Source organism: Streptomyces sp. NPDC096048, from assembly GCF_044763415.1.
Classification (GTDB): domain Bacteria; phylum Actinomycetota; class Actinomycetes; order Streptomycetales; family Streptomycetaceae; genus Streptomyces.
Genome location: NZ_JBIWGG010000007.1, coordinates 461,933 through 483,742, shown reverse-complemented (window position 1 = coordinate 483,742; position 21,810 = coordinate 461,933). Strand labels below are relative to the sequence as shown.

The following is a 21,810-nucleotide window of genomic DNA, read 5'->3' as shown; positions in this document are numbered from 1 at the left end:
GTCTCTTTCCGCACGTACGTATATGTACTGCGGTCGGCTCATTTTACCGAGCGTCCGGGTTTCCCCTCTGCGGTATCGCATGGTGAGACCCGGGTACTCGCTCAGGCTGGCTCATGCCCAGGAGGGCGCGGGTCACTCGGAAAAGTGCCGTGTGTCACACGTTCACAAGTGTCTTTTCGTTCCGTAAAGCACGCACGCGCGGGGAGCACAACCCTTGGGGCGGGCGGTGCGTCTGAGGGCTGTGGCGCGCCGGTGCGCCGCGCCCCGGGGAGGGATCACCACCTTGTCTCAGGTGCGTCCGTCCAGACGACGGCTCGCGGCCGCCGTCACCGCAGGCCGGTGTCCTCTGGCTCTACCTCGGCAAGGGCGACGGCACCTTCGCGCCCCGCACGCGGATCGGCGGCGGCTGGAACGCGTATCGGTACACCGTCGGCATCGGCGACGCCGACCGCGACGGCCGACGCGACCTGTACGCCCACGGCGCGGACGAAACGTACTACTACCCCGGCACCGGCAACTGGCGCGCGCCCTTCGGCGCCCGGAAGGCCGACACGGTCCTCGACACATACCCGGACCAGGAAGAGCTCGGGTCCCGGGGCTCAAGCTCCGGGCTGAACTGCGGCGATGAACGCCGTCCACGCGGGAGCGGAGACGTGGAGTCCGGGGGCGTCGGGGGCCGTCTTGGAGTCGCGGATGTGGATGGTGGGGGCGAGGGCGACTTCGACGCGGGCGCCGCCTTCGTCGTCGCTGTAGCTGGACTTGATCCACGTCAGCTGGTCACTCACGGCGATCCACCACCCCCTCGATGAAGCAAGCCGACTCAGCGAGGCCGAGGGCCTGCGCGCGGCGCTCGGACGCGATGCCGCATGAGCACCCGCCTCCAGCCCGCCGGGGCGGCCCGCGTCAGGTGACCGGGCGCAGGCCCAGCGGGCCCGCGATCTCCTCCACCATGACCTTGCCGGCCTCCCGCTCCAGGGCGTCGTCGCCGAGGTCCTGGTCGGTGTCGAGGCCGTCCAGCTCCTCCAGGGGCTGGTTCAGGCGGACGTGGGCGACGACCGACTGGAGGGCGCGCAGGGTCGCGGAGGCCGTGGAGCCCCAGTTGGAGAAGTAGGAGAACTGCCACCACCACAGGGCCTCCGTGGTGCGGCCCGCCTTGTAGTGGACCATGCCGTGGCGCAGGTCGGTGATGACGTCGGTGAGGTCGTCGGAGATACGGGCCGGGACCGGGGCCTTGCGCGGCTCGTAGGGGTCGAAGACCTCGGAGTAGACGTCGATCGGGTCGAGGAGGCGGGCGAGGTTCTCGCGGAGCTCGTCCACGTCGAGTTCCGGGCCCGGGTCGGGCTCGTAGCGCTCGTCGGGGACGATGTCCTCGTGGGCGCCCAGGCGACCGCCGGCCAGCATGAGCTGGGAGACCTCCAGGAGGAGGAAGGGGACGGCGGAGTCGGGCTCGTCGCCCTTGGCCACCTCGGTGACGGCGACCAGGAAGCTCTCGATCTGGTCGGCGATCTGGACGGCGAAGTCGTCGGGGTTCTGGTTGGTCGCGTGCAGCGTGGCGTCAGACATCTAGGAGTCGTCTCCCCTCGAAGGCGCGGCCGAGGGTCACCTCGTCCGCGTATTCCAGGTCGCCGCCCACCGGGAGGCCGCTGGCCAGGCGGGTGACCTTGAGGCCCATGGGCTTGATCATGCGGGCGAGGTACGTGGCCGTGGCCTCGCCCTCCAGATTCGGGTCCGTGGCCAGGATCAGTTCCGTGACGGTGCCGTCCGCGAGGCGGGCGAGCAGTTCACGGATGCGGAGGTCGTCGGGGCCGACCCCGTCGATCGGGCTGATCGCGCCGCCGAGCACGTGGTAGCGCCCGCGGAACTCGCGGGTGCGCTCGATGGCCACGACGTCCTTGGGTTCCTCCACCACGCAGATGACGGAGGGGTCGCGACGCGGGTCGCGGCAGATGTTGCACTGCTCCTCCTGCGCGACGTTCCCGCAGGTCGCGCAGAAGCGGACCTTGGCCTTCACTTCCATGAGGGCCTGGGCGAGCCGCCGTACGTCGGTCGGTTCCGCCTGGAGGATGTGGAAGGCGATCCGCTGCGCGCTCTTGGGACCGACGCCGGGCAGCCGCCCGAGTTCGTCGATGAGGTCCTGGACCACGCCTTCGTACAACGGACTGCCGTCCTTCCTGAGGTTCCTGCACTACGTACGGTAGAGGGCTTCGGCCGGTCTGAGAAAGGCGAACTCAGAAAGGCAGGCCGGGGATGCCGCTGCCGCCGCCCATGCCCTGGGCGAGCGGGCCGAGCTTCTGCTGCTGGAGGGCCTGCGCGTTCTCGTTGGCCGCCTGGACCGCGGCCACGACCAGGTCGGCGAGGGTCTCGGTGTCCTCCGGGTCCACCGCCTTCGGGTCGATCACGAGGCCGCGCAGCTCGCCGGAGCCGGTGACCGTGGCCTTCACCAGGCCGCCGCCCGCCTGGCCGTCGACCTCGGTCCTCGCCAGTTCCTCCTGGGCCTGGGCGAGATCCTGCTGCATCTTCTGGGCCTGCTGAAGCAGCTGCTGCATGTTGGGCTGGCCACCACCGGGGATCACGTTCAGCTCCTGTCGCCGCTGTCGCCGCGGGGTCACCGCGGGTTTTTGCCGTTCGGCACGAGCCTACGTGGTCCGCGCGGCCCTCGCTCCAGCACTCTTTCGAGTGACGTCGAGGGAGCCCTATACCTGATCAACGACCACTTACGGGCGGAAAAACGGCGGAACCCAGGGCTTCGCCACCCATTGGGCGGTAGGAAGGTGCTGGCGCATGAGGTCTTCAGGTCTTCAGGTCTCAGGTCTTCACGGACGGTGAGCAGTAGGGAGTGCCGGGTGGGTCAGCCGGAGATGCAGCCCGAGGGGCCGCCGCACGACGGGCGGGGCGGTGAGGGGGCGGCCGGGCTGCGGCCGGGCGACCTCACCGGGCGGGCGTTTCCGCTCGGGGACTGGGCGCTGCCCGCGGAGCGGCTGGACGAGCTGTACCGGTGGGTGGAGCGGGGCGCGCTGGACACGGCGGGCTGGTATCTGGCGGACCGGGTGTGGAAGCGCCGGGGCGCCATGGCGCTGCGGGGCGGGGCCGCGGCGGGGGCGGTCGCCGGGGCGGCGCTGCCGCTGCTGGACATGTCAGGGGTGGTGGGCGGGGTCGCCCCCTGGGGGTATCTGGCGCTGCTGTTCGGGGTGGCGTGCGTGGCCGGGGACCGGTACTTCGGGGTCACGTCCGGGTGGATGCGGGACGTCGCCACGGCACAGGCCGTGCAGCGGCGACTGCAGGTACTCCAGTTCGACTGGGCGTCGGAGAGCGTGCGTGAGGTGCTGGGTCCGGCGGACGGGACGGCGAGTGAGGCGGCCGAGCGGTGTCTGCTGGTGCTGCGGCGGTTCTCGGAGGACGTGACGGAGCTGGTGCGGACGGAGACGGCGGACTGGATGGTGGATTTCCGGACCGGGTCGGCCCCGCTGGGGTTGCAGGCGGTGTCCGCGGGCGGGGCGCGGGCGGAAGCGGGGGCGGTGGGAGTGCCGGGACGGTTCTCGGCGCCGGCGAACGGGGCCCGGCCGAACATGCCCCGGCAGCGGCCGCCGGAGCCGCGGTGACGGGCCCGGCGGGCGGACCGCGGGGTAGTACCCGCGCCGCGCCGTCCTGCGGCACGACTGCCCGCGGACACACGCGGACACCCGCCTGTCCGCGGTGACGCGTTACTGACGTCGGTACGTCAGTGTCTCGCCGGTGCTGGTGTTGGTGCGTTCCAGGGTGCCGTTCGGCAGGAGGGTGACCTGGGTGGGTTCGCCCGGGGTGCAGGTGGCGGCGGGGCCGACCGTCACCGTGGAGGGGCCGAGGTTCAGTGGGCCGTCGGATCCCGGGGCGTTCCTGAGGTCGGCCTCGAAGACGCAGTGGTAGGTGCCGTTGCCCGCGGGGCCGTCCGCGACGAGTGACATGACCGTGTCGCCCACGTCGCCCTGCTGGATGGTCAGCCGCCTGGGGTGGACGCCGGAGGCGTTGTCGATGGTCGTGGCCCACGTGCCCAGGTACGCCGTCGGGATCGCGCCGTCCCGGGGCGACGACGTGGGCGTGGCCGGCCGGCCCGCCTCGCTCGTCGGGGCCGAGCCGTCCGTACTGGGGCCCGGGTTCGGGGACGCTCCGGCCGTCGCGGTGTGTGTGGGGTCGTCGCCGGCCCGGTTGCCGCCGTCGTCGCCGCTCATCAGGGCGTAGACCGAGCCTCCGGCGCCCAGCGCGACGACCAGGGCGACCGCGATCAGCAGGGCGGTGGAGCGGCCTCTTCGGGACGGTTCCCGCGGCGGACCGTACGGCGGCGGAGGCCCGTAGGGCGGGGTCGAGCCCAGACCGCCGCCGTACGGGTGGTACCCGGGAGGCGCGCCGTAGGGCGGGGCGTAGCCGTGGGCGGGGGGCTGGGGCTGGGGCTGGGGCTGGGGCCGCTGAGGGTGGCCGTAGGCGGGCGGGGGCGTCGGAGGGCTCTGGCCGGCGACCAGTGTGGGGAGGTGGTTCAGCGGGGCACCCCCGCTGCCCGGCTCGCGCGGTGGGGGCGGACCGTCGGGCGTCGCGGCGGACGGCTCCCGCTCCGGCGACGGGGACGGGGACGGGGACGGCGCGTCCGGTTTCGGGTTCGGGTCCTGGGCGGCCGCCGCGGCGGCACCGGCCGCTCCCGGCGCCTCCGGGTTCTCCGTGTCCAGCAGCCGCACCGCGTGCCGGCCGAGCTGCGCCACCAGCGCGCTGGGCAGCCAGGGGTCGCGGGAGCGGCCGTCGGCGAGCGTGTCCTGCGCGCCCGTGCGCTCCAGGACCTCGGCGAGGGAGGGGCGCGCGGCGGGGTCCTTCTTCAGGCAGTCGCGTACGAGGTCGGCGATGCTCTCGGGCACGCCGTCCAGGTCGGGTTCCTCCTGGGCGATGCGGAACATCAGGGCGTGCACGCCGCTGTTGGCGGTGCCGAAGGGCAGCTCGCCGGTGGCGGCATAGGCGACGACGGAACCGAGGCAGAAGACGTCGCAGGCGGGCGTGATGCGGTCGCCCCGCACCTGCTCGGGCGCCATGAAACCGGGCGAGCCGACCAGCGCGCCGGTGCGGGTGAGCCCGCCGTCGGTCATCGTCTGCAGGGCGCGCGCGATACCGAAGTCGATGACGCGGGGGCCGTCGATGGTGACGAGGATGTTGGACGGCTTGAGGTCGCGGTGGATGATCCCGGCAGCGTGGATGTCCTGGAGGGCGTGGGCGAGACCGGCCGCCAGCGTGCGTACCGAACGCTCGGGCAGGGCCCCGTGGTCGTGCCCCACGACCTGCTGGAGGCTGGGGCCCGCGACGTACCCGGTGGCGACCCACGGCACGGCGGCCTCGGTGTCGGCGTCCAGCACGGGCGCCGTCCAGTGGCCGCCAACCCGCCTCGCGGACTCGACCTCCTGCCGGAACCGCTCCCGGAACTCCTCCTGCGCGGCCAGTTCCTCGCGCACCAGCTTGACGGCGACCGTGCGTCCGCGGTCCGAGCGGGCCAGGTACACGTGGCCCATACCGCCCGCACCGAGTCGCCCCAGCAGCCGGTAATCGCCGATGTGCCGCGGGTCCCCGTCCCCGAGCTTGTCCATGTCGCGCCGCCTTCCCCCGCACGTGAATCCACGTGAGCAACAGACAGAGGATAGTGGGGGGCGGCCGTGTGGTGAGCCGGTCCGGTCTACGGTTCCGTAACAGGCGGGCCGTCCGCGGTGGACGGTCCGCCGAGCGCGCCCAGCGCCTTCGACAGCCGTTCGAGGGCCGCCACCGCCTCCGCCAGCTCCGCCTCGGACCCGTACGCCTGCGCCAGCCGGTCGGCGAAGGCCGCGTGGCCGGGGTCGATGCGGGAGACGGCCGCGAAGCCCGCCTCCGTCGGCGCGAGGAGCTTGGCGCGGCGGTGGGCCGGGTTGGGCCGGTACTCGGCGAGCCCCCGCTCCACCAGCAGGTCGGCGATGCGCTGCACGCTCTGCCGGGTGATGCCCATCGCCCGCGCGACGCCGGAGACGGGCAGCGGCTCGCGCAGCACCGCGCCGAGCACCTGCCACCAGGCGGCGGTGAGTCCGGCGGGGCGGGCCAGTTCCTCGGCGACCGCGAGGAACTGGCCGTTGAGCCGGAAGACGCCGAGCGCGGCGCCGCTGAGCAGGTCCTGCCGCTCCCGGCCGCTCACGCGGCGCCCGCCTTCTCCAGTACGGCGTAGGCCTCCGGGTCGGAGTCGTGGAACAGCCGGTACCAGGCGTCCAGCACCTCACCCTCGTACGCCCCGAGCAGGCCGAGGATCTCGCGGGCGAAGGCGACCGGCTCGGTGGGGCCGGCGGTGGTCAGGCCGCGGTCGGTGACCGCGTCGGCCTCCACGTACCGCCCGCCGCCCGCGTAGCCGGTCGCCGCCAGGTAGAAGGAGACGGCGCTGGTGTGCGCGCGGTCGTCGAGCAGGCCCTCGCGGGCCAGTCCGGCGGTGGCGCCGCAGATGGCGGCGACCGGCACGCCGGCGTCCAGGAAGGCGCGGGCGGTGCGGGCGAAGGGGGCGAGGCCGTCCGTGGTGTCCCAGAGGTCGGCGCCCGGGAGGATCAGCAGGGAGCTGTCCTCGGGGCGTACGTCGGCCAGGGCCAGGTCGGGCTGGATCCGCAGGCCGCCGATGCTCGTGACGGGCGCGGTGGTGGGGCCGACGGTGCGGACCGGGTACCCGGCGCGGGCGAGGTGGGCCGTCGCGTGGCCGGCCTCCCAGTCGGCCAGGGTGTCGTACACGGCGAGATGGACGGGCTTGCGGGTGCCGTTCATGTCTCCTCCAACGGGTACACGGGAACCTTATGACAGAAGGCTGTCATCTCGACAGAACGCTGTCAATGACTGGAGCGTGGCCGGTGGCCGGTAGCCGGTAGCCGATGGCCGGTAGCCGGTAGCCGGTGGCCGGTGGCCGGTGGCCGGTGGCCGGTGGCCGGTGGCCGGTGGCCGGTGACGAACGACCGGTGGCACCCGACGCGTCGACAACCTGTCGCGTAAAGCCCCCGACCGCAGACAGGACGCCGATTCCGTTTCCGCATCGCGGACATCTACCCTCGGCCGCATGACCCCTCAGCCCCATCCCCAGGCCGGCGCCGCCGTGAAGGCCGCGGACCGCGCGCACGTCTTCCACTCCTGGTCCGCGCAGGAGCTCATCGACCCGCTCGCCGTCGCCGGCGCCGAGGGGTCGTACTTCTGGGACTACGAAGGGAAGCGCTACCTCGACCTCTCCAGCGGGCTCGTCTACACCAACATCGGCTACCAGCACCCCAAGGTCGTCGCCGCGATCCAGGAGCAGGCGGCGCGGATGACGACCTTCGCGCCCGCGTTCGCCGTCGAGGCGCGCTCGGAGGCGGCGCGGCTGATCGCCGAGCGGACGCCCGGCGACCTGGACAAGATCTTCTTCACCAACGGCGGCGCGGACGCCGTGGAGCACGCCGTGCGCATGGCGCGGCTGCACACGGGGCGGCCGAAGGTGCTGTCGGCGTACCGCTCCTACCACGGCGGCACCCAGCAGGCGATCAACCTCACCGGCGACCCGCGCCGCTGGGCCTCGGACAGCGGCACCGCCGGTGCCGTACACTTCTGGGCGCCGTTCCTGTACCGCTCGCGCTTCTACGCCGAGACCGAGGAGCAGGAGTGCGCGCGGGCGCTGGAGCACCTGGAGACGACGATCGCCTTCGAGGGTCCGGGGACCGTCGCCGCGATCATCCTGGAGACGGTCCCGGGCACGGCGGGGATCATGATGCCGCCGCCCGGATACCTGGCCGGGGTCCGCGAGATCTGCGACAAGTACGGGATCGTCTTCGTCCTGGACGAGGTCATGGCCGGCTTCGGGCGGACCGGTACCTGGTTCGCGGCGGACCTGTACGACGTCGTGCCCGACCTGATGACCTTCGCCAAGGGCGTGAACTCGGGCTACGTGCCGCTGGGCGGCGTCGCGATCTCCGCGAGGATCGCCGAGACCTTCGCCGAGCGGCCCTACCCCGGCGGGCTCACCTACTCCGGGCACCCGCTGGCCTGCGCCGCCGCCGTCGCCACGATCAACGTGATGGAGGAGGAGGGCGTCGTCGAGCACGCCGCCCGGCTCGGTGCCGAGGTCGTCGAGCCCGCGCTGCGGGAACTGGCCGAGCGGCACCCGAGCGTGGGCGACGTGCGCGGGGTCGGCATGTTCTGGGCGCTGGAGCTGGTGAAGAACCGCGAGACCCGGGAACCGCTGGTGCCGTACAACGCGACCGGCCAGGCCGCCACCCCGATGTCCGCGTTCGCCGCCTCCGCCAAGGCCCACGGCGTGTGGCCGTTCGTGAACATGAACCGGACCCACGTCGTGCCGCCGTGCAACGTCTCCGAGGCCGAGCTGAAGGAGGGCCTGGCGGCCCTGGACACGGCACTGTCCGTGGCGGACGGGTACACCGAGTAGGGCCCTGCCCGCTTGCGGGCAGGAACGGGATCCGAGCGCGTAAGGTGGCGTGCTCGTGCACGGTAGACATGTGTGCGAGTACGTCCCCTCCCCCGTACGCGACAAGGAGACCGCCCGACCATGCCCGGCCCCAGCGGCACCGGTGCCGTCACGCGCAGCACCCTGCGGCAGCAGATCGCCGACGCGCTCCGTGACGAGGTGCTGGCCGGGCGGCTCCAGCCGGGGCAGGAGTTCACGGTCAAGGAGATCGCCGAGCAGTACGGGGTCTCCGCGACGCCCGTGCGCGAGGCCCTGGTCGACCTGTCCGCGCAGGGACTCCTCGACGCCGACCACCACCGCGGCTTCCGCGTGCACGAGTACTCGGTCGACGACTTCCGCGGCATGATCGAGGCCCGCAGCCTCGTCACCGACGGGATGTTCCTCGTCCTCGTCGACGACCGCCGGGGCGGCCCGGACCCCCACGACCCGCGGATCGCCGCCGCCCTCGCCGGGGTCCGCCGGCGCGGCGAGGAGGCACAGCGCGCCGCGACGGCCGGCGACCTGACCATCCTCATCGGCTACGACCTGCGGTACTGGCGCGAACTGGCCGTCCTGTTCGGCAACCCCTACCTCGCCGACTTCCTGCACCGGCTGCGCGTGCAGAGTTGGGTGTGCACGGTGCAGCACCTGCGCCGGCTCAGCGACCTGCGCGGCACGCTGTGGTCCGGGCACACCGAACTGGTCGACGCCCTCGCCCGCCGCGACGCCCCGGGGGCGCGCTCGCTCGTCGAGGCGTACAACGCCCACTCGCTCGCCCTCATCGAGCGGCTCGCCGGAGGATGACCACCCCCTGACGTGTCGTGGTCCGGCCCCAGATGGGTATGGGACCTGCACGCAACGCGCACCGACTACGCTTCCTTGACCACCGTGCTGTGTGAGGAGCCCTCTTTTGGCCTGTGACCTGTGGCTGGTACCGCTCGTCGACGTCTTGTGCCACACGCCGGACAACCCGTTCGCCGAGGAACTCGCGCAATACGACAAGGTGCTGGCCGAGGCCGGGCTGCCGCCGGTGCCGGTGTACCAGTACATGCCGGGACTGTCCGGCGAGGTCGCCCCGGTGGCCGGCTTCGACTACGACGCCCTGCACTTCCTGCGCCGGGCGTACCTGCTCCAGGTGTGCGGGCTGCCGGTGACGCCGGTGGACGAACTCGGCGGTGACTACGAGCAGTTGCTGGAGATGTTCGAGACGACGGCCCAGCAGTCGCACCTGGTCTGGCACTACGACCACGCGGGCGCCTACGTCCCCGTCGAGTTCCCGCACCCGCTCTCCAGTGACGAACTCCTGGCGGGGGGCGGCCCGTTGTGCTCCTCGCACACCCTCCTGCGGGAACTGGAGGCCGTCGCCCCGTCCCTGGGCATCGATCCGGCCAACCCCCCGGCACCGCCGCGGCCGCCGCTCGCCCCGACGGAGCTGGAGGAGCCGGCCGTGCCCGCGCCGTACGACTCCAGTCCCTTCGCCCGTGAGCGTCATGTGTGGCTGGGGCTGCACGCGGCGGCCACGCGGAGCCTGGCGCAGGGGTCGATGATCGTCTTCAGCTGACCTCGGGCCGGTCAGCGGAGCTGGGAGAGGCCCTTCGCGAGGTCCTCGCCGTTCATGATCGGGCAGACCTCGACCTCGGCGTTCATCTGCATGAGGAACGGCTCACCGAGGCGGGGCATCTCCGAGCTGTCCTGCATGTCGAGGACCAGCAGGGCCGTCCGCCGACCGCCGAGGGCGCCGAAGTAGGCGGCCTCCGGCTTGAGGTGGTCGAGGGTCTCCCGCATCATGTCCGCCATCTTGCCGCTGCGGACGAGTTCGTTCGACTTCTCCGTGTCCAACGTGGCCTTGAGCAGCACGCGCATCGCACTCACCTTCTTCTGCCGACGCGACGTGTACAACCTCAGCCTATGCCCGAAATGAGGAGATTGTTCAGCTGGTCCGGCTCCGCGATCACATCGATGCCGGTGATGAGGCCGTCGTCCGCGAAGGTGAAGCGGAGGACCACGCGCAGCCTGCCGTACTCGGCCATCGCCATGCCCACCCGGCCGTCGACCAGGACGACACCGGCGGACCTGGCCCGGCCCATCGAGGCCATCGCCCCCCTGGCCACCTGCTCCACACCGGCGACGGCGATGGGCTCGGGCGTCGGTACGACCGCCGCGTCGGCGCGCAGGACGACGTCCGGGTGGAGCAGGGAGACCAGCGCGTCGAAGTCGCCGCCGCGCGTGGCCGCCAGGTACGCGTCGACCGCGCGGCGCCTGCGGGGCAGGTCGGCATCGGGCGCGGGCACGCCCCGCACCCGGCGGCGGGCGCGGCTGGCCAGCTGGCGGGTGGCCGCGGACGTCTTGTCGAGCATCGCGGCGATGTCGTCGAAGGGCACGTCGAACATGTCGTGCAGGACGAACGCGAGCCGCTCGGCCGGGCCCAGGGTGTCCAGGACGATCAGCAGCGCGATGCCGACCTCGTCGGCGAGCAGCGCCTCCTCGGCCGGATCGGCGGCGGGCCCGCCGGGGAGCGGGGCGACGGCGGCCGGTGCGCGGTCCGTCCGGTCGTCCAGGGACTCCTCACGGCGCGTGTCCCGGGCGCGGAGCATGTTCAGGCAGACCCGGGCCACGACCGTGGTGAGCCAGCCGGAGGGGTTCTCCACCCCGGAGGTGTCCGCCCGGTCGGCGCGCAGCCACGCGTCCTGAAGAGCGTCGTCTGCCTCGCCGAGGGAGCCGAGGATCCGGTACGCGACCGCCCGCAGCCGGGGGCGGTCCAGCTCGAAACGCTCCGCCATCGCATCGGATCGCCCAGGCACCGTACGGCTTCCTTCCCCGTCCTCGGGACCTCGGTCCGATCCGGCCGAGTCACCCAAGTGAACCACTCCGGTGGCCCGCGTCCTCAGCGGATCAGGCAGATCCCCGGCGGCCACAGCACCCCGTCCGCCAGCAGCAGGGACGGCCCCAGATGCACGGGGCACACCCGCAGCGGCGCCCGCAGATGCCTGGCGACCTCGAAGCGGGCCGGGTCACCGCAGCCCCCGGGGCCGGTCTCACCCCCGTACGGGCCCTGACAGGAAGCGGCGCGGCCGGTCATGCCCCCGCTCTCACGGTCGGTCATGCCCCGATCCGACACCAGGCTCCGCGCCGACGCCCGGCAAAGGGGGCCGAACGGCTAGCCGAGGACGTCGGCGTCGTCCAGGCCGACGCACTTCCGCTCCTGCGGGATCCACTTCACGGCCGGGTCCAGCGCGGCGAGAATGCCGCCCACCTCCTCGCGCGGACCGGAGTACGTGAGCTCCACGGCCGGTGAGCGGCCGTACGTCCGCAGGACGCTCACGCCGTCGCTCTTGAGCCGCTCCTCGTCCAGGACCCAGTCCACGCCGTCGGCCGTGACGCAGAGGTTGATGTTCGGCGGCAGTTCCTCGGCGCCGCAGCGGAACACGGCCTGCCGGCCGCCCCAGGACGCGACGCCGTCACCGAGGGCCCAGTCGCGCGACGCGCCGGGTATGTCGTCCGGAAGGCGGGAGACCACCTTGTCGCACTTGGCGTCGTCGGCGTGCGGTGCGGCGGAGACGCGGTGGCTGTCGACGTAGAGGAGGCCTCCCGTCACAGCGACGACCGAAACGGTCAGCCAGATCCACATCCGGGTGGTGGGCTTCCGCATGTTCCGATCCGCTCCGCGCTGTCCGTTCCGTCCACTGCTGGCACCGGCCAGCGTATCCGTAGGCCGAACGCCGACGGCCGGGGCCCCGTGCGGGGTCCCGGCCGTCGGCGTTCGGCATTCGCCTACAGGAACGAGTTGATCTCGATCGTCTCGTCCCGGCCCGGACCCACGCCGATCGCGGAGATCGGGGCGCCGGACATCTCCTCCAGCGCCTTGACGTACGCCTGGGCGTTCTTCGGCAGCTCGGCGAAGGTCTTCGCCTTGCTGATGTCCTCGCTCCAGCCCGGCAGCATCTCGTAGACCGGCTTCGCGTGGTGGAAGTCGGACTGCGAGTACGGCAGCTCCTCGACGCGCTTGCCGTCGATCTCGTAGGCCACGCAGACCGGGATCTGCTCCCAGCCGGTGAGGACGTCGAGCTTGGTGAGGAAGAAGTCCGTCAGGCCGTTGACCCGGGTCGCGTAACGGGCGATCACCGCGTCGAACCAGCCGCAGCGGCGGTCGCGGCCCGTGGTCACGCCCCGCTCGCCGCCGATGCGGCGCAGCGCCTCGCCGTCCTCGTCGAACAGCTCGGTCGGGAACGGACCGGCGCCGACGCGGGTCGTGTACGCCTTCAGGATGCCGATGACCCGGCTGATCTTCGTCGGGCCGACGCCGGCGCCGGTGCAGGCGCCGCCCGCGGTCGGGTTCGACGAGGTGACGAAGGGGTACGTGCCGTGGTCGATGTCCAGGAGCGTGCCCTGGCCGCCCTCGAAGAGGACCACCTTGTCGTCGTCGAGGGCCTGGTTCAGGACCAGGACGGTGTCGGCGACGTACGGCGCGAGCTTGTCCGCGTAGCCCAGCAGCTCCTCGACGACCTGGCCGGTGGCGATCGCACGGCGGTTGTAGAGCTTGGTGAGCATCTGGTTCTTGGCGTCGAGCGCCGCCTCGACCTTCTGGGTGAGGATCGACTCGTCGTAGAGGTCCTGGACGCGGATGCCCACGCGGTTGATCTTGTCGGCGTAGGTCGGGCCGATGCCGCGACCGGTGGTGCCGATCTTGCGCTTGCCGAGGAAGCGTTCCGTCACCTTGTCGACGGTCACGTTGTACGGCGTGATGATGTGCGCGTTACCGCTGATCAGGAGCTTGGACGTGTCGACGCCGCGCTCGTTCAGCCCGCTCAGCTCGGAGAACAGGACCGACGGGTCGACAACGACACCGTTACCGATGACCGGCGTACAGCCGGGAGACAGGATTCCGGAAGGGAGCAGGTGGAGGGCGTACTTCTGATCGCCCACGACTACCGTGTGGCCGGCGTTGTTGCCGCCCTGGTAGCGCACCACATAGTCGACGGAACCACCGAGCAGGTCCGTCGCCTTTCCCTTGCCTTCGTCACCCCACTGAGCACCGAGCAGCACAAGTGCGGGCACGCGCGTACACCCCTTCCGGGCGGGGCATGTCCATGGTCGAGGGCGTACGCGGTGGGTTTCCGCCACGTACACCGCGACCGTCGTTGGCCGCCAACCGTCGGACCGGATGCCCCGGAATAGACGAAGCCCCTGGCGCAATAGCGCAAGGGGCTCTTGCACAAAGATGCTACCCGAGGAAGCGAGGCATGGCCGAGGTGGCGACTTCCGCGAGATCATCCGCGACGCCCGATCAGCTTCTGGTGGTCATCGATCCGGTCGCCCGGCGAGCGGACGGCGAGTCCGTCCGGATCGCGAAAGACGTGCTCAGCGCGGGTGCGGCGAGCACGAAGGTGTGTCTGCCGGACGGTCCGGAGGAATTCGCCCGGGCCCTGCGGCGAAGGGGTTCACGGCGGCCCGTCGTGATCGGCGACGACCGCGCGCTGCTGCGGGCCGTCGGCCTGCTGCACCGGCAGCGGGAGCTGTCGGGCTGCTCGCTGGCGGTGGTGCCGGTGGGGCCGGTGCTGGGCCTCACCCGGGCGCTCGGGCTGCCGTCGGGCGCGGTGGCGGCGGCGCGGGCGGTGCTGGACGGGACGGAACGCCGCCTCGACCTGCTCGTCGACGACAGTGACGGGGTGGTGCTGGGGGCGGTGGGGATTCCGCCGGTCACGGCTCACGACGGTGCGGAGACGGGGCCCGGGGCGGGCGCGTCGGCTTCCGCTTCGGGTACGGGCTCGGGTACGGGCTCGGGCTCGGGCTCGGGTACGGGCTCGGGTTCGGGTTCGGCGCATCCCTGGCTGCGGACCTGCCAGTCCCTCGTACGGACGCTGGCTTCCTCGCGGCCGGCCCGGATCGGGGCGCCTTCGGGAGGGGCCGGTCCGGCGCGGCTGCGGGTGGAGGTCGACGGGGTGACGCTGATCGACCTGGACCAGCCGGTCGCGGGGGTCTCGGTGATGCCGGGCGCCGGCGGGGTGGCCGTGGTGGAGGTGCGGCCGCTGTCGGTGGGCGCGGAGGCGGCGCCGCTGACGGCGAGCGGACGGACGGTGACCGTGTCGGGGGCGCACTTCCGGTACCGGGCCGACGCGGTGGTGTCGGGGCCGGTGGGGACGCGGACGTGGACGGTGCGGGAGGGGGCCTGGGGGCTGACGCTGCCGGCGGCGTAGGACTGCGGGTCAGGGGGCCTGGAAACCAGCGGTGTCCAGCAGGCAGTCGAGCGGAGCCGGGACGGGGAGCTTCGCGCCGAACGGCCGGGTGACGCGCGACTCGTACCCCTTGGCGGGCGGCGTCCACAGGACCGTGGCCCGCTCCTCCCGCATGTCGAGGAGCAGATGGACGGGGACACCCGCCCTGCCGTGGACCTCCACCTTCTCGGTCAGGTCGTCGTCCCGGGTGCCGGGGGAAGTCAGCTCGGCGACGAAGGACAGGGCCTCGCCGTCCGACCGGTTGCCGGTCGTCTCGAACACCTGCCCGGGTGCGACGTGGATGTCGGGTCCGTACGCCCGCTCAGCCCCGCCCGAACCGCTCCTCCCGGTGCACGCGCCAGCGCTCCATCATGGCGGCGATCTCCCCGTCGACGAACTCGAAGAACGCCAGCGTCTCGGCCATACGGCGGCCCGCCGGGGTCTCGGCGCCGAGGCTGGCGACGCCCTCGCTCAGCGCGCTCTCCCAGCGCTTGAGGATCGCCTCGCGGTTGGTGAGCGCCTCGTACCACTGGTTGCTGTGCACCCGGTACCGCTCCCGGCGCGAGCCGGGTTCGCGCTCGCGCGAGACCATGTGCTGCTGCGAGAGGTAGCGCACGGCACCCGAGACGGCGGCCGGACTGACCTGGAGCCGTTCACCGAGTTCCGCGGAGGTCAGCGACCCCGAGTCGGAGGCAAGCAGCGCGGTGAAGACCCGGGCCGGCATCCGCTGCATCCCGGCCTCGACGAGCTGGGCGGCGAAGCCCTCCACGAACTTCGACACCGCCTCGGGGTCACGGCCCCGTCCCGTCGATTCCGTCGACTCCGCTGCTTCCCTCATCCTTCGATCATCCCTCACATCCTGACGCTTCCTTAACTTCACAAATTTCTGAAGGAAGCGTACTTTCGGAATCATGACGAAGGCAATCAGCGTCTCCGGACTCCACAAGTCGTTCGGCCGGACGCACGCGCTGGACGGTCTCGACCTGGAGGTCGAGGCCGGCGAGGTCCACGGCTTCCTCGGCCCCAACGGCGCCGGCAAGTCCACCACCATCCGCGTCCTGCTCGGCCTGCTGCGCGCCGACTCGGGCGCCTCGCAGGTGCTCGGCCGCGACCCGTGGACGGACGCGGTGGAGGCGCACCGCCGGATCGCGTACGTCCCCGGCGACGTGACGCTGTGGCGCAACCTCTCCGGGGGCGAGGTCATCGACCTCTACGGCCAGCTGCGCGGCGGGCTGGACGCCGGGCGGCGTGCGGAACTGGTCGAGCGGTTCGAACTGGACCCCACCAAAAAGGGCCGCACGTACTCCAAGGGCAACCGGCAGAAGGTGGCCCTGGTGGCCGCCTTCGCCTCGGACGTCGACCTGCTGATCCTCGACGAGCCGACCTCCGGCCTGGATCCGCTGATGGAGGGGGTCTTCCAACGGTGCGTGGCCGAGGAGCGCGAGCGCGGCCGGACGATCCTGCTCTCCTCCCACATCCTCAGCGAGGTCGAGGAGCTGTGCGACCGGGTCAGCATCATCCGCAAGGGGCGGACCGTCGAGAGCGGCTCGCTCGCCGACCTGCGCCATCTGACGCGGACCAGCGTGACCGCCGAACTCGCGGGCCCCCCGGGCGGGCTGGCGCTGCTGCCGGGCGTGCACGACCTCGACGTCCAGGGCCGCCGGGTCCGGCTCCAGGTCGACACCGACAAGCTGGACGCCGTGCTCAGGTCGCTGAGCGAGTCGGGCGTGCGGTCGCTGACGTCGACGCCGCCGACGCTGGAGGAGCTGTTCATGCGGCACTACCAGGCCGAGACCGCCGACGCGGCCGAGGACGCCGAGGCGGTGACGTCACGATGACCGCCACGACCGCCTTCGGGGTACGGTCCGGCGGCGCGCGCCAACTCGCCGGTACCGGCACGCTGCTGCGCTTCGCCCTGCGCCGCGACCGGGTGATGATCCCGGTCTGGGTGGCGGTGAACGCGCTCATGGTCCTCTCCATGCCCGGCACCATCAAGGGCCTGTACGGCACCGCCGCCGAACGCGCGGACCTGATGCGGCAGATGGAGACCAACTCCTCGCTGCGCGCGATGGTCGGCCCCGTCTTCGACGACAGCCTCGGCGCGCTCACGGCCTGGCGCGTCGGCGTGTACGCGGCCGCGCTCGCCGCCGTGATGAGCCTGCTGATCGTCGTACGGCACACCCGCGACGAGGAGGAGAGCGGACGGCAGGAAGTGGTCGCCTCCGGGATGGTCGGCCGCCGGGCCTCGCTGACGGCGGCCCTGCTCACGGCGGCGGTCGCCAACGGCGTCCTCGCGCTGCTGGTCGCCGGCGGACTGGCCGGGCAGGGGGCGGCCGGCGCGCTGGCCCTCGGCCTCGGGATCGCGGGCGTCGGGATGCTCTTCGCCACGATGGCGGCGATCGTCGCCCAGCTGACCGAGAGCGCGCGGCTGGCCCGGGGGCTGACGGCGGCCGTGCTGGGCGGCGCCTTCGTACTGCGCGCCGCGGGCGACTCGGCGACCGTCGACGGCTCGTCCGTACTGACGTGGCTGTCGCCGCTCGGCTGGCTGGAGAACCTGCGCGCCTTCGCGGCCGAGCGGTGGTGGGTGCTGCCGCTGATCGCCGGCGCGGCGGTGGTGCAGGGCGTGGTGGCCTACGAGCTGGCCGGTCGCCGGGACCTCGGCATGAGCTTCCTGCCCACCCGGCCGGGACCGGCCGCCGGGCGCCTGCGTACGGCCGGTGCGCTGGCCTGGCGGTTGCAGCGGGGCAGTGTGCTCGGCTGGAGCATCGGCTTCTTCCTCGCCGGGGTCGTCTACGGCGGGATGACCGAGGGCGCGGCCGATCTGGTCGGGGACAACGAGCAGGCCCGCGAGATCATCGCGCGGATGGGCGGGCAGGCCGGGCTGACCGACGCGTTCGTGTCGGCGATGGTCGGCATGCTCGGGCTGATCGCCGCGCTGTACGTCGTCGCGTCGGTACTGCGGCTGAACGGCGAGGAGGCGTCCGGACGGGCGGAGCCGGTGCTCGCGGGCGCGGTGGGACGGCTGCGGTGGGCCGCGGGGCACCTGGTGATCGCCTTCGGCGGCGCGGCGCTCATCATGCTGCTCGCCGGGGCCGGTTTCGCGGCCGGGTACGGCCAGGACGCCGGGGCGATCCTGGGCGCGTGTCTGGTGCAGTTGCCGGCGGTGTGGGTGATCGGCGGGGCGGCGGTACTGCTGCACGGGGTGCTGCCCCGGGGTGCGGTGGCCGCGTGGGGAGTCGCGGGCGCGGTGCTGCTGCTCGGGTGGGTCGGGCCGGCGCTGGATGTGCCGGAGAGGGTGCTGGACGTGTCGCCGTTCGGGCATCTGCCGAAGTTGCCGGGCGGGGAGATGAGCTGGTCGCCGGTGCTGGTGCTCACGTCGATCGCGGTGGTGCTGGTGGGGGCGGGGCTGGCCGGGCTGCGGCGGCGGGACATGACGACGTGACCCGGGGGCGGCTGCCGGCTGCTGGCGCCGGTGCCAGTGCCGCTGCCGCTGCCGGTGCCGCTGCCGGGGAACCCGGCGGCGGGGTGGCGGCGTCACCGCAGGTATGAATCGGGATGCGGTGACCTGTGGAGGCTGTGGGGTTTCGGCGGTGGGTGCCGTGGGGGCCGTGTCCGTCTGGGGGATGTCGGACCGTACCCAGCGGCACCTCGGCAACGAGTTCGAGAACAACGGCATGGACCTCGGCGTCCTCTTCACCGAACTGCCCTTCGTCCTGCTCGCCGGAGCCGTCGTACCCGCCGTGCTCTGGGCGCTGGGCGCCTGGCTGCTGGGCCGGCGCCGGCGTTCAGACCTCCACGCGTAGCTCCGTCAGCCCCCTCATCACGAAGTTGGGCTTCCGTTCCGGTTCCTTCGCCAGGCGCAGCGCCGGGGCCCGCTCCAGCAGGGACCTCGTGGACGCCGCCAGTTCGATGCGGGCCAGTGGGGCGCCGATGCAGTAGTGGATGCCTGCGCTGAAGGAGATGTGCGGGTTGTCCCGACGGGTGAGGTCGAGGCGGTCCGGGGCGGTGAAGACCGCCGGGTCGTGGTTGGCCGAGCCGAACAGCATCGCCACCTCCGCGCCCCGCGGGATCGTCGTCCCGTCGATCTCGATCTCGTCCAGCACCCAGCGTTCGAAGAGCTGGAGCGGGGTGTCGTAGCGCATCAGCTCCTCCACGGCGGACGGGACGAGGGAGTGGTCGGCGCGCAGGGCCGCCAACTGGTCCGGATTGCGGAACAGGGCCAGCCAGCCGTTGGTGGTGGCGTTCACCGTGGCCTCGTGGCCCGCGTTCAGGAGCAGGACGCAGGTCGAGATCATCTCCTGCTCGGTGAGGCGGTCGTCGTCCTCGTCGTGGGCCGCGATCAGCCCCGAGATCAGGTCGTCGCCCGGTTCCTCGCGGCGGGCCGCGATCAGTGCGCGCAGGTACTCGGAGAACTCGACCGACGCGCGGACCGCCTTCGCCGCCGTCTCCTCGGACGGGTTCAGCTCGTACATCCCGCAGATCTCCGCCGACCAGGGACGCAGCGGGGCACGGTCGGACTCCGGGATGCCCAGCATCTCGGCGATCACGGCGACCGGGAGCGGCTCGGCCACGTCCCGCAGCAGGTCGCCGCCGCCCGCCGCCACCAGCCGGGCCACCAGGTCGTCCGCCAGCCCGTGCACGTACGGCTTCAGCCGCTCCACCGTGCGCGGCGTGAACGCCTTCGACACCAGACGCCGGATACGGGTGTGGTCCGGCGGCTCCAGATCCAGCATCCCGTGGTCGTTGAGCGTGTGGAAGGGCTCCTGCTCCGGCGGGGGCGCGGTACGGCCGAACTCCTCGTGCGTGAAACGGTGCTGGTAGGTCCGGCCCAGCCGACGATCCCGCAGCAGCGCCGAGACGTCCGCGTGGTGCGGCACCAGCCACTGGTCGCTCGGCTCGTAGTAGAGCACCCGCCCCCGGCTCCGCAGCTCGGCGAAGGCGGGGTAGGGGTCGGCGACGAACGCCGGGTCCCACGGATCGAACGCGAGGTCGGATTCAGCCGTCATGGACGGACGATAGGAAACGACGAGCCACCCGCGAAAGGGGAACCGAAGAACGCGATCGCCAGGTCGGCCAAATCGACCAGATCTACGGCCCGCCCGTGCACGGCGACTGCCGCGGCCCCGGTCAGCCCGGCGTGACCAGCCGCGCCTCATAGGCGAAGACCGCCGCCTGGGTGCGGTCTCTGAGGCCCAGCTTCACCAGGATCCGGCTGACGTGCGTCTTGATCGTCGACTCGGCGACCACCAGGCGCTCGGCTATCTCCGAGTTGGACAGGCCCTGCGCGATCAGGACCAGCACCTCCGTCTCCCGCTCGGTCAGGTCGCCGTACGCCCCGTGCGCCGGGGACATCAGACGCGGGCTGTCGGACAGCTTGGAGAACTCGGTGATCAGGCGCTTGGTGATGGAGGGCGCGAGCAGCGCCTCGCCCGCGGCCACCACCCGGACACCGTCGGCGAGCTGACGGGCGGAGGCGTCCTTGAGGAGGAAGCCGGAGGCGCCCGCGCGCAGCGCCTGGTACACGTACTCGTCGAGGTCGAAGGTGGTGAGGACCAGCACCTTCGACGTGCCGTCCGCCGCGACGATCTCCCGCGTCGCCTCGATGCCGTTGAGCTCGGGCATGCGGATGTCCATCAGGACGACGTCCGGGGCCAGTTCGCGGACCTTCGCCACGGCCTCCCGGCCGTTGACCGCCTCGCCGGCGACCTCGATGTCCGGCATCGCGTTCAGCAGGACCGAGAAGCCCTCGCGCACCATCATCTGGTCGTCGGCGATCAGGACGCGGATCGTCATGCTTCACCTTCGGTCGGTGCCGTGACCGGCAGGAACACCGCTACCTCGTAGCCCCCGTCGTCGGTGGGGCCGGCCGTCATCTCGCCGTTCAGCATCGAGACGCGCTCCCGCATGCCGGTGACGCCGTGGCCCGCGCCGGGCGAGGGCTTCACGAGGGTGAGTTCCGGGATCGGACCGTTGACGATGCGCAGGCCCAGCCCGCCCAGGACGTAGGAGACCTCCACCCGGGCCGTCGCGCCGGGCGCGTGCCGCAGGGTGTTGCTCAACGCCTCCTGCACGATCCGGTAGGCCGACAGCTCCACGCCGGGCGGCAGCTCGCGCACCGCGCCGGTCACCGCCTTCTCCACGCTCAGGCCGGCGTCGCGGACGTTGGCGAGCAGGGCGTCCAGGTCGGCGAGGGTGGGCTGCGGGGCATCGGGGGCCTCGTAGTCCTCGGCGCGGACGACACCGAGGACGCGGCGCAGCTCGGTGAGGGCGGCCACCGCGTTCTCCCGGATGGTGGCGAAGGCGCGCTCCAGCTCCGGGGGCGGGTTCTCCACCCGGTAGGGGGCCGCCTCCGCCTGGATCGCGACGACCGACATGTGGTGGGCCACCACGTCGTGCAGCTCGCGGGCGATGGTGGTGCGCTCCTCCAGCAGGGTGCGCCGGGACCGCTCGTGCGCGGTGACCGTCTGCTGGGCGGTGACCTCCTGCCGCGCCTCGCGGCGGACGTGCCGGACCGCGACCATCAGCAGGGCCAGGGCGGAGAGGAACAGCATGGGCGCGGAGGTGTTGTACTCACCGTCGCCGATCGCGGTCTCCACGAGGAAGGCGTAGGCGGCGGTGAGGGCCCACATCCACGCGGCCGTGCGGGGCCGGGTGCGTATCGCCACGACCACCAGCACCGTCAGGTGGCAGATGAAGACGCCGGGCTGCCACGGCCACTCCCCCAGGCTGCCGTCCAGCACCGCGACCAGCGGTGTCGCCGCCATCGACATCCAGAAGGCGCCGACCGGCCGGACCAGCGTGGCCAGCACCGGCGCCGCACACACCAGCCCGCTCAGCAGGGCCACCGGCCCGCCCATGGTGCCCGCGGCGACGGAGCCGCCGAACAACGCGATCGCGGCGAGGACCACCACCACGGCGTGCGGCAGGCGGGCGGCGTACGACCGCGGCTTGCCGGAGAGCCGACGGGTCAGCGGGCCGTCCGTCGCCATGAGCGGCAGCGGACGGTAGGCGAAGGCATCGTGGAACAGGTCCTGGCGCAGCCCGCTCAGGGCATCCATGGCCAGCCGGAACTCGGGGCTGCGCTCGCCGTCCCCGGGAGGGGCGGTCCGCGTCTGGGTCGTCTCGGTCACGTTCGCAACGGTAGGCGCCGCCGGGGGCCGCGGT

Annotated in this window: 25 protein-coding genes and 1 pseudogene; 9 read left to right on the top strand and 17 right to left on the bottom strand. The window is 72.5% G+C overall.

The features are described 5' to 3' along the window. Window positions 1–239: 239 nt before the first annotated feature. Window positions 240–461 (top strand): annotated as a pseudogene (locus tag ACIQ6R_RS22235) (FG-GAP repeat domain-containing protein); the annotation flags it as partial. Between the two features lie 138 nt (window positions 462–599). Here ACIQ6R_RS22235 and ACIQ6R_RS22230 read toward each other — a convergent pair. The 4 genes from ACIQ6R_RS22230 to ACIQ6R_RS22215 all read right to left on the bottom strand — a co-directional run bounded on the left by ACIQ6R_RS22230 (window position 600) and on the right by ACIQ6R_RS22215 (window position 2,573). After that, window positions 600–785: a DUF397 domain-containing protein gene (locus ACIQ6R_RS22230; RefSeq protein ID WP_404222967.1), complete on the bottom strand. Its 186-nt coding sequence runs from the start codon at window positions 783–785 to the stop codon at window positions 600–602. Between the two features lie 118 nt (window positions 786–903). Then, window positions 904–1,563, bottom strand: a complete 660-nt coding sequence (locus ACIQ6R_RS22225) for a DUF5063 domain-containing protein (protein WP_404173498.1) — start codon at window positions 1,561–1,563, stop codon at window positions 904–906. Beyond that, window positions 1,556–2,155, bottom strand: coding sequence for a recombination mediator RecR (recR, locus tag ACIQ6R_RS22220; RefSeq protein WP_087808111.1), 600 nt, complete (start codon window positions 2,153–2,155; stop codon window positions 1,556–1,558). The genes ACIQ6R_RS22225 and recR overlap by 8 nt, the downstream gene beginning before the upstream one ends. Window positions 2,156–2,228: 73 nt before the next feature. Beyond that, window positions 2,229–2,573: a YbaB/EbfC family nucleoid-associated protein gene (locus ACIQ6R_RS22215; protein WP_121748203.1), complete on the bottom strand. Its 345-nt coding sequence runs from the start codon at window positions 2,571–2,573 to the stop codon at window positions 2,229–2,231. A 270-nt stretch (window positions 2,574–2,843) separates the two neighbouring features. Between ACIQ6R_RS22215 and ACIQ6R_RS22210 the strand changes: the two genes are divergently transcribed. Beyond that, window positions 2,844–3,599 (top strand): SLATT domain-containing protein, encoded by a 756-nt coding sequence (locus tag ACIQ6R_RS22210; RefSeq protein ID WP_404173495.1) that lies wholly within the window; start codon window positions 2,844–2,846, stop codon window positions 3,597–3,599. Between the two features lie 102 nt (window positions 3,600–3,701). On the opposite strand, the gene ACIQ6R_RS22205 is transcribed toward ACIQ6R_RS22210, so the two are convergent. From ACIQ6R_RS22205 to ACIQ6R_RS22195, 3 genes are all read right to left on the bottom strand, one after another. Further along, on the bottom strand, window positions 3,702–5,594 hold the full coding sequence (locus tag ACIQ6R_RS22205) for a protein kinase (RefSeq protein ID WP_404222966.1): 1,893 nt from the start codon (window positions 5,592–5,594) through the stop codon (window positions 3,702–3,704). Between the two features lie 86 nt (window positions 5,595–5,680). Further along, window positions 5,681–6,166 carry a MarR family winged helix-turn-helix transcriptional regulator gene (locus tag ACIQ6R_RS22200; RefSeq protein ID WP_404222965.1) on the bottom strand — a complete coding sequence of 162 codons (486 nt, stop codon included), beginning with the start codon at window positions 6,164–6,166 and terminating at the stop codon, window positions 5,681–5,683. Then, window positions 6,163–6,774: a DJ-1/PfpI family protein gene (locus tag ACIQ6R_RS22195; RefSeq protein ID WP_404173486.1), complete on the bottom strand. Its 612-nt coding sequence runs from the start codon at window positions 6,772–6,774 to the stop codon at window positions 6,163–6,165. The genes ACIQ6R_RS22200 and ACIQ6R_RS22195 overlap by 4 nt, the downstream gene beginning before the upstream one ends. Before the next feature lie 286 nt (window positions 6,775–7,060). On the opposite strand from ACIQ6R_RS22195, the gene ACIQ6R_RS22190 reads away from it, so the two are divergent. The 3 genes from ACIQ6R_RS22190 (at window position 7,061) to ACIQ6R_RS22180 (ending at window position 9,995) form a co-directional block, all read left to right on the top strand. Further along, the gene (locus tag ACIQ6R_RS22190) at window positions 7,061–8,416 is read left to right on the top strand and encodes an aspartate aminotransferase family protein (protein ID WP_404222964.1); all 1,356 of its coding nucleotides are present in this window, start codon (window positions 7,061–7,063) and stop codon (window positions 8,414–8,416) included. A gap of 120 nt (window positions 8,417–8,536) precedes the next feature. Beyond that, window positions 8,537–9,238 carry a GntR family transcriptional regulator gene (locus tag ACIQ6R_RS22185; protein WP_404173480.1) on the top strand — a complete coding sequence of 234 codons (702 nt, stop codon included), beginning with the start codon at window positions 8,537–8,539 and terminating at the stop codon, window positions 9,236–9,238. Window positions 9,239–9,344: 106 nt separating this feature from the next. Continuing rightward, window positions 9,345–9,995: a hypothetical protein gene (locus tag ACIQ6R_RS22180; protein WP_404173477.1), complete on the top strand. Its 651-nt coding sequence runs from the start codon at window positions 9,345–9,347 to the stop codon at window positions 9,993–9,995. A gap of 11 nt (window positions 9,996–10,006) precedes the next feature. Here ACIQ6R_RS22180 and ACIQ6R_RS22175 read toward each other — a convergent pair whose 3' ends face one another. The 5 genes from ACIQ6R_RS22175 to ACIQ6R_RS22155 all read right to left on the bottom strand — a co-directional run bounded on the left by ACIQ6R_RS22175 (window position 10,007) and on the right by ACIQ6R_RS22155 (window position 13,489). After that, window positions 10,007–10,297, bottom strand: coding sequence for a hypothetical protein (locus ACIQ6R_RS22175; protein ID WP_404222963.1), 291 nt, complete (start codon window positions 10,295–10,297; stop codon window positions 10,007–10,009). Between the two features lie 38 nt (window positions 10,298–10,335). Next, the gene (locus tag ACIQ6R_RS22170; RefSeq protein ID WP_404223029.1) at window positions 10,336–11,214 is read right to left on the bottom strand and encodes a sigma-70 family RNA polymerase sigma factor; all 879 of its coding nucleotides are present in this window, start codon (window positions 11,212–11,214) and stop codon (window positions 10,336–10,338) included. A gap of 104 nt (window positions 11,215–11,318) precedes the next feature. Continuing rightward, the gene (locus ACIQ6R_RS22165; RefSeq protein WP_404173471.1) at window positions 11,319–11,537 is read right to left on the bottom strand and encodes a hypothetical protein; all 219 of its coding nucleotides are present in this window, start codon (window positions 11,535–11,537) and stop codon (window positions 11,319–11,321) included. 54 nt (window positions 11,538–11,591) lie between these two features. Further along, a complete protein-coding gene (locus tag ACIQ6R_RS22160; protein WP_404222962.1) occupies window positions 11,592–12,083 on the bottom strand; it encodes a DUF3515 family protein in 492 nt (163 codons plus the stop codon). A 122-nt stretch (window positions 12,084–12,205) separates the two neighbouring features. Beyond that, on the bottom strand, window positions 12,206–13,489 hold the full coding sequence (locus tag ACIQ6R_RS22155) for an adenylosuccinate synthase (RefSeq protein WP_310872154.1): 1,284 nt from the start codon (window positions 13,487–13,489) through the stop codon (window positions 12,206–12,208). A gap of 185 nt (window positions 13,490–13,674) precedes the next feature. Here ACIQ6R_RS22155 and ACIQ6R_RS22150 point away from each other — a divergent pair, with 185 nt between their 5' ends. After that, window positions 13,675–14,628 carry a diacylglycerol kinase gene (locus ACIQ6R_RS22150; RefSeq protein ID WP_404222961.1) on the top strand — a complete coding sequence of 318 codons (954 nt, stop codon included), beginning with the start codon at window positions 13,675–13,677 and terminating at the stop codon, window positions 14,626–14,628. Between the two features lie 9 nt (window positions 14,629–14,637). Here ACIQ6R_RS22150 and ACIQ6R_RS22145 read toward each other — a convergent pair whose 3' ends face one another. Further along, window positions 14,638–14,928, bottom strand: coding sequence for a Uma2 family endonuclease (locus ACIQ6R_RS22145; protein WP_404222960.1), 291 nt, complete (start codon window positions 14,926–14,928; stop codon window positions 14,638–14,640). Window positions 14,929–14,968: 40 nt separating this feature from the next. Beyond that, window positions 14,969–15,484, bottom strand: a complete 516-nt coding sequence (locus ACIQ6R_RS22140) for a GbsR/MarR family transcriptional regulator (protein ID WP_404173462.1) — start codon at window positions 15,482–15,484, stop codon at window positions 14,969–14,971. 73 nt (window positions 15,485–15,557) lie between these two features. On the opposite strand from ACIQ6R_RS22140, the gene ACIQ6R_RS22135 reads away from it, so the two are divergent. The 3 genes from ACIQ6R_RS22135 (at window position 15,558) to ACIQ6R_RS22125 (ending at window position 18,449) form a co-directional block, all read left to right on the top strand. Beyond that, window positions 15,558–16,484, top strand: coding sequence for an ATP-binding cassette domain-containing protein (locus tag ACIQ6R_RS22135; protein ID WP_404222959.1), 927 nt, complete (start codon window positions 15,558–15,560; stop codon window positions 16,482–16,484). Next, a complete protein-coding gene (locus tag ACIQ6R_RS22130; protein ID WP_404222958.1) occupies window positions 16,481–18,088 on the top strand; it encodes an ABC transporter permease in 1,608 nt (535 codons plus the stop codon). The genes ACIQ6R_RS22135 and ACIQ6R_RS22130 overlap by 4 nt, the downstream gene beginning before the upstream one ends. A gap of 181 nt (window positions 18,089–18,269) precedes the next feature. After that, the gene (locus ACIQ6R_RS22125; RefSeq protein ID WP_404173454.1) at window positions 18,270–18,449 is read left to right on the top strand and encodes a hypothetical protein; all 180 of its coding nucleotides are present in this window, start codon (window positions 18,270–18,272) and stop codon (window positions 18,447–18,449) included. Here ACIQ6R_RS22125 and ACIQ6R_RS22120 read toward each other — a convergent pair. The 3 genes from ACIQ6R_RS22120 to ACIQ6R_RS22110 all read right to left on the bottom strand — a co-directional run bounded on the left by ACIQ6R_RS22120 (window position 18,432) and on the right by ACIQ6R_RS22110 (window position 21,776). Next, the gene (locus ACIQ6R_RS22120; protein WP_404222957.1) at window positions 18,432–19,652 is read right to left on the bottom strand and encodes a cytochrome P450; all 1,221 of its coding nucleotides are present in this window, start codon (window positions 19,650–19,652) and stop codon (window positions 18,432–18,434) included. The two genes, ACIQ6R_RS22125 and ACIQ6R_RS22120, sit on opposite strands and share 18 nt — an antisense overlap. Before the next feature lie 121 nt (window positions 19,653–19,773). Next, on the bottom strand, window positions 19,774–20,439 hold the full coding sequence (locus ACIQ6R_RS22115) for a response regulator (protein WP_404173448.1): 666 nt from the start codon (window positions 20,437–20,439) through the stop codon (window positions 19,774–19,776). Continuing rightward, entirely contained in the window at window positions 20,436–21,776 is a 1,341-nt protein-coding gene (locus ACIQ6R_RS22110; protein ID WP_404222956.1) for a sensor histidine kinase, read from the bottom strand. Before ACIQ6R_RS22110 ends, ACIQ6R_RS22115 begins: the two co-directional genes overlap by 4 nt. Between the last annotated feature and the right edge of the window lie 34 nt (window positions 21,777–21,810).

Bases quoted from the DNA above. Each gene is read 5' to 3' on its own strand.
- ACIQ6R_RS22165 (WP_404173471.1), bottom strand. From the start codon at position 11,537: ATGACCGACCGTGAGAGCGGGGGCATGACCGGCCGCGCCGCTTCCTGT.
- ACIQ6R_RS22205 (WP_404222966.1), bottom strand. From the start codon at position 5,594: ATGGACAAGCTCGGGGACGGGGACCCGCGGCACATCGGCGATTACCGG.
- ACIQ6R_RS22175 (WP_404222963.1), bottom strand. From the start codon at position 10,297: ATGCGCGTGCTGCTCAAGGCCACGTTGGACACGGAGAAGTCGAACGAA.
- ACIQ6R_RS22140 (WP_404173462.1), bottom strand. From the start codon at position 15,484: ATGAGGGAAGCAGCGGAGTCGACGGAATCGACGGGACGGGGCCGTGAC.
- ACIQ6R_RS22225 (WP_404173498.1), bottom strand. From the start codon at position 1,563: ATGTCTGACGCCACGCTGCACGCGACCAACCAGAACCCCGACGACTTC.
- ACIQ6R_RS22195 (WP_404173486.1), bottom strand. From the start codon at position 6,774: ATGAACGGCACCCGCAAGCCCGTCCATCTCGCCGTGTACGACACCCTG.
- ACIQ6R_RS22120 (WP_404222957.1), bottom strand. From the start codon at position 19,652: ATGACGGCTGAATCCGACCTCGCGTTCGATCCGTGGGACCCGGCGTTC.
- ACIQ6R_RS22170 (WP_404223029.1), bottom strand. From the start codon at position 11,214: ATGGCGGAGCGTTTCGAGCTGGACCGCCCCCGGCTGCGGGCGGTCGCG.
- ACIQ6R_RS22125 (WP_404173454.1), top strand. From the start codon at position 18,270: ATGTCGGACCGTACCCAGCGGCACCTCGGCAACGAGTTCGAGAACAAC.
- ACIQ6R_RS22150 (WP_404222961.1), top strand. From the start codon at position 13,675: ATGGCCGAGGTGGCGACTTCCGCGAGATCATCCGCGACGCCCGATCAG.
- ACIQ6R_RS22135 (WP_404222959.1), top strand. From the start codon at position 15,558: ATGACGAAGGCAATCAGCGTCTCCGGACTCCACAAGTCGTTCGGCCGG.
- ACIQ6R_RS22185 (WP_404173480.1), top strand. From the start codon at position 8,537: ATGCCCGGCCCCAGCGGCACCGGTGCCGTCACGCGCAGCACCCTGCGG.
- ACIQ6R_RS22130 (WP_404222958.1), top strand. From the start codon at position 16,481: ATGACCGCCACGACCGCCTTCGGGGTACGGTCCGGCGGCGCGCGCCAA.
- ACIQ6R_RS22115 (WP_404173448.1), bottom strand. From the start codon at position 20,439: ATGACGATCCGCGTCCTGATCGCCGACGACCAGATGATGGTGCGCGAG.
- ACIQ6R_RS22190 (WP_404222964.1), top strand. From the start codon at position 7,061: ATGACCCCTCAGCCCCATCCCCAGGCCGGCGCCGCCGTGAAGGCCGCG.
- ACIQ6R_RS22160 (WP_404222962.1), bottom strand. From the start codon at position 12,083: ATGCGGAAGCCCACCACCCGGATGTGGATCTGGCTGACCGTTTCGGTC.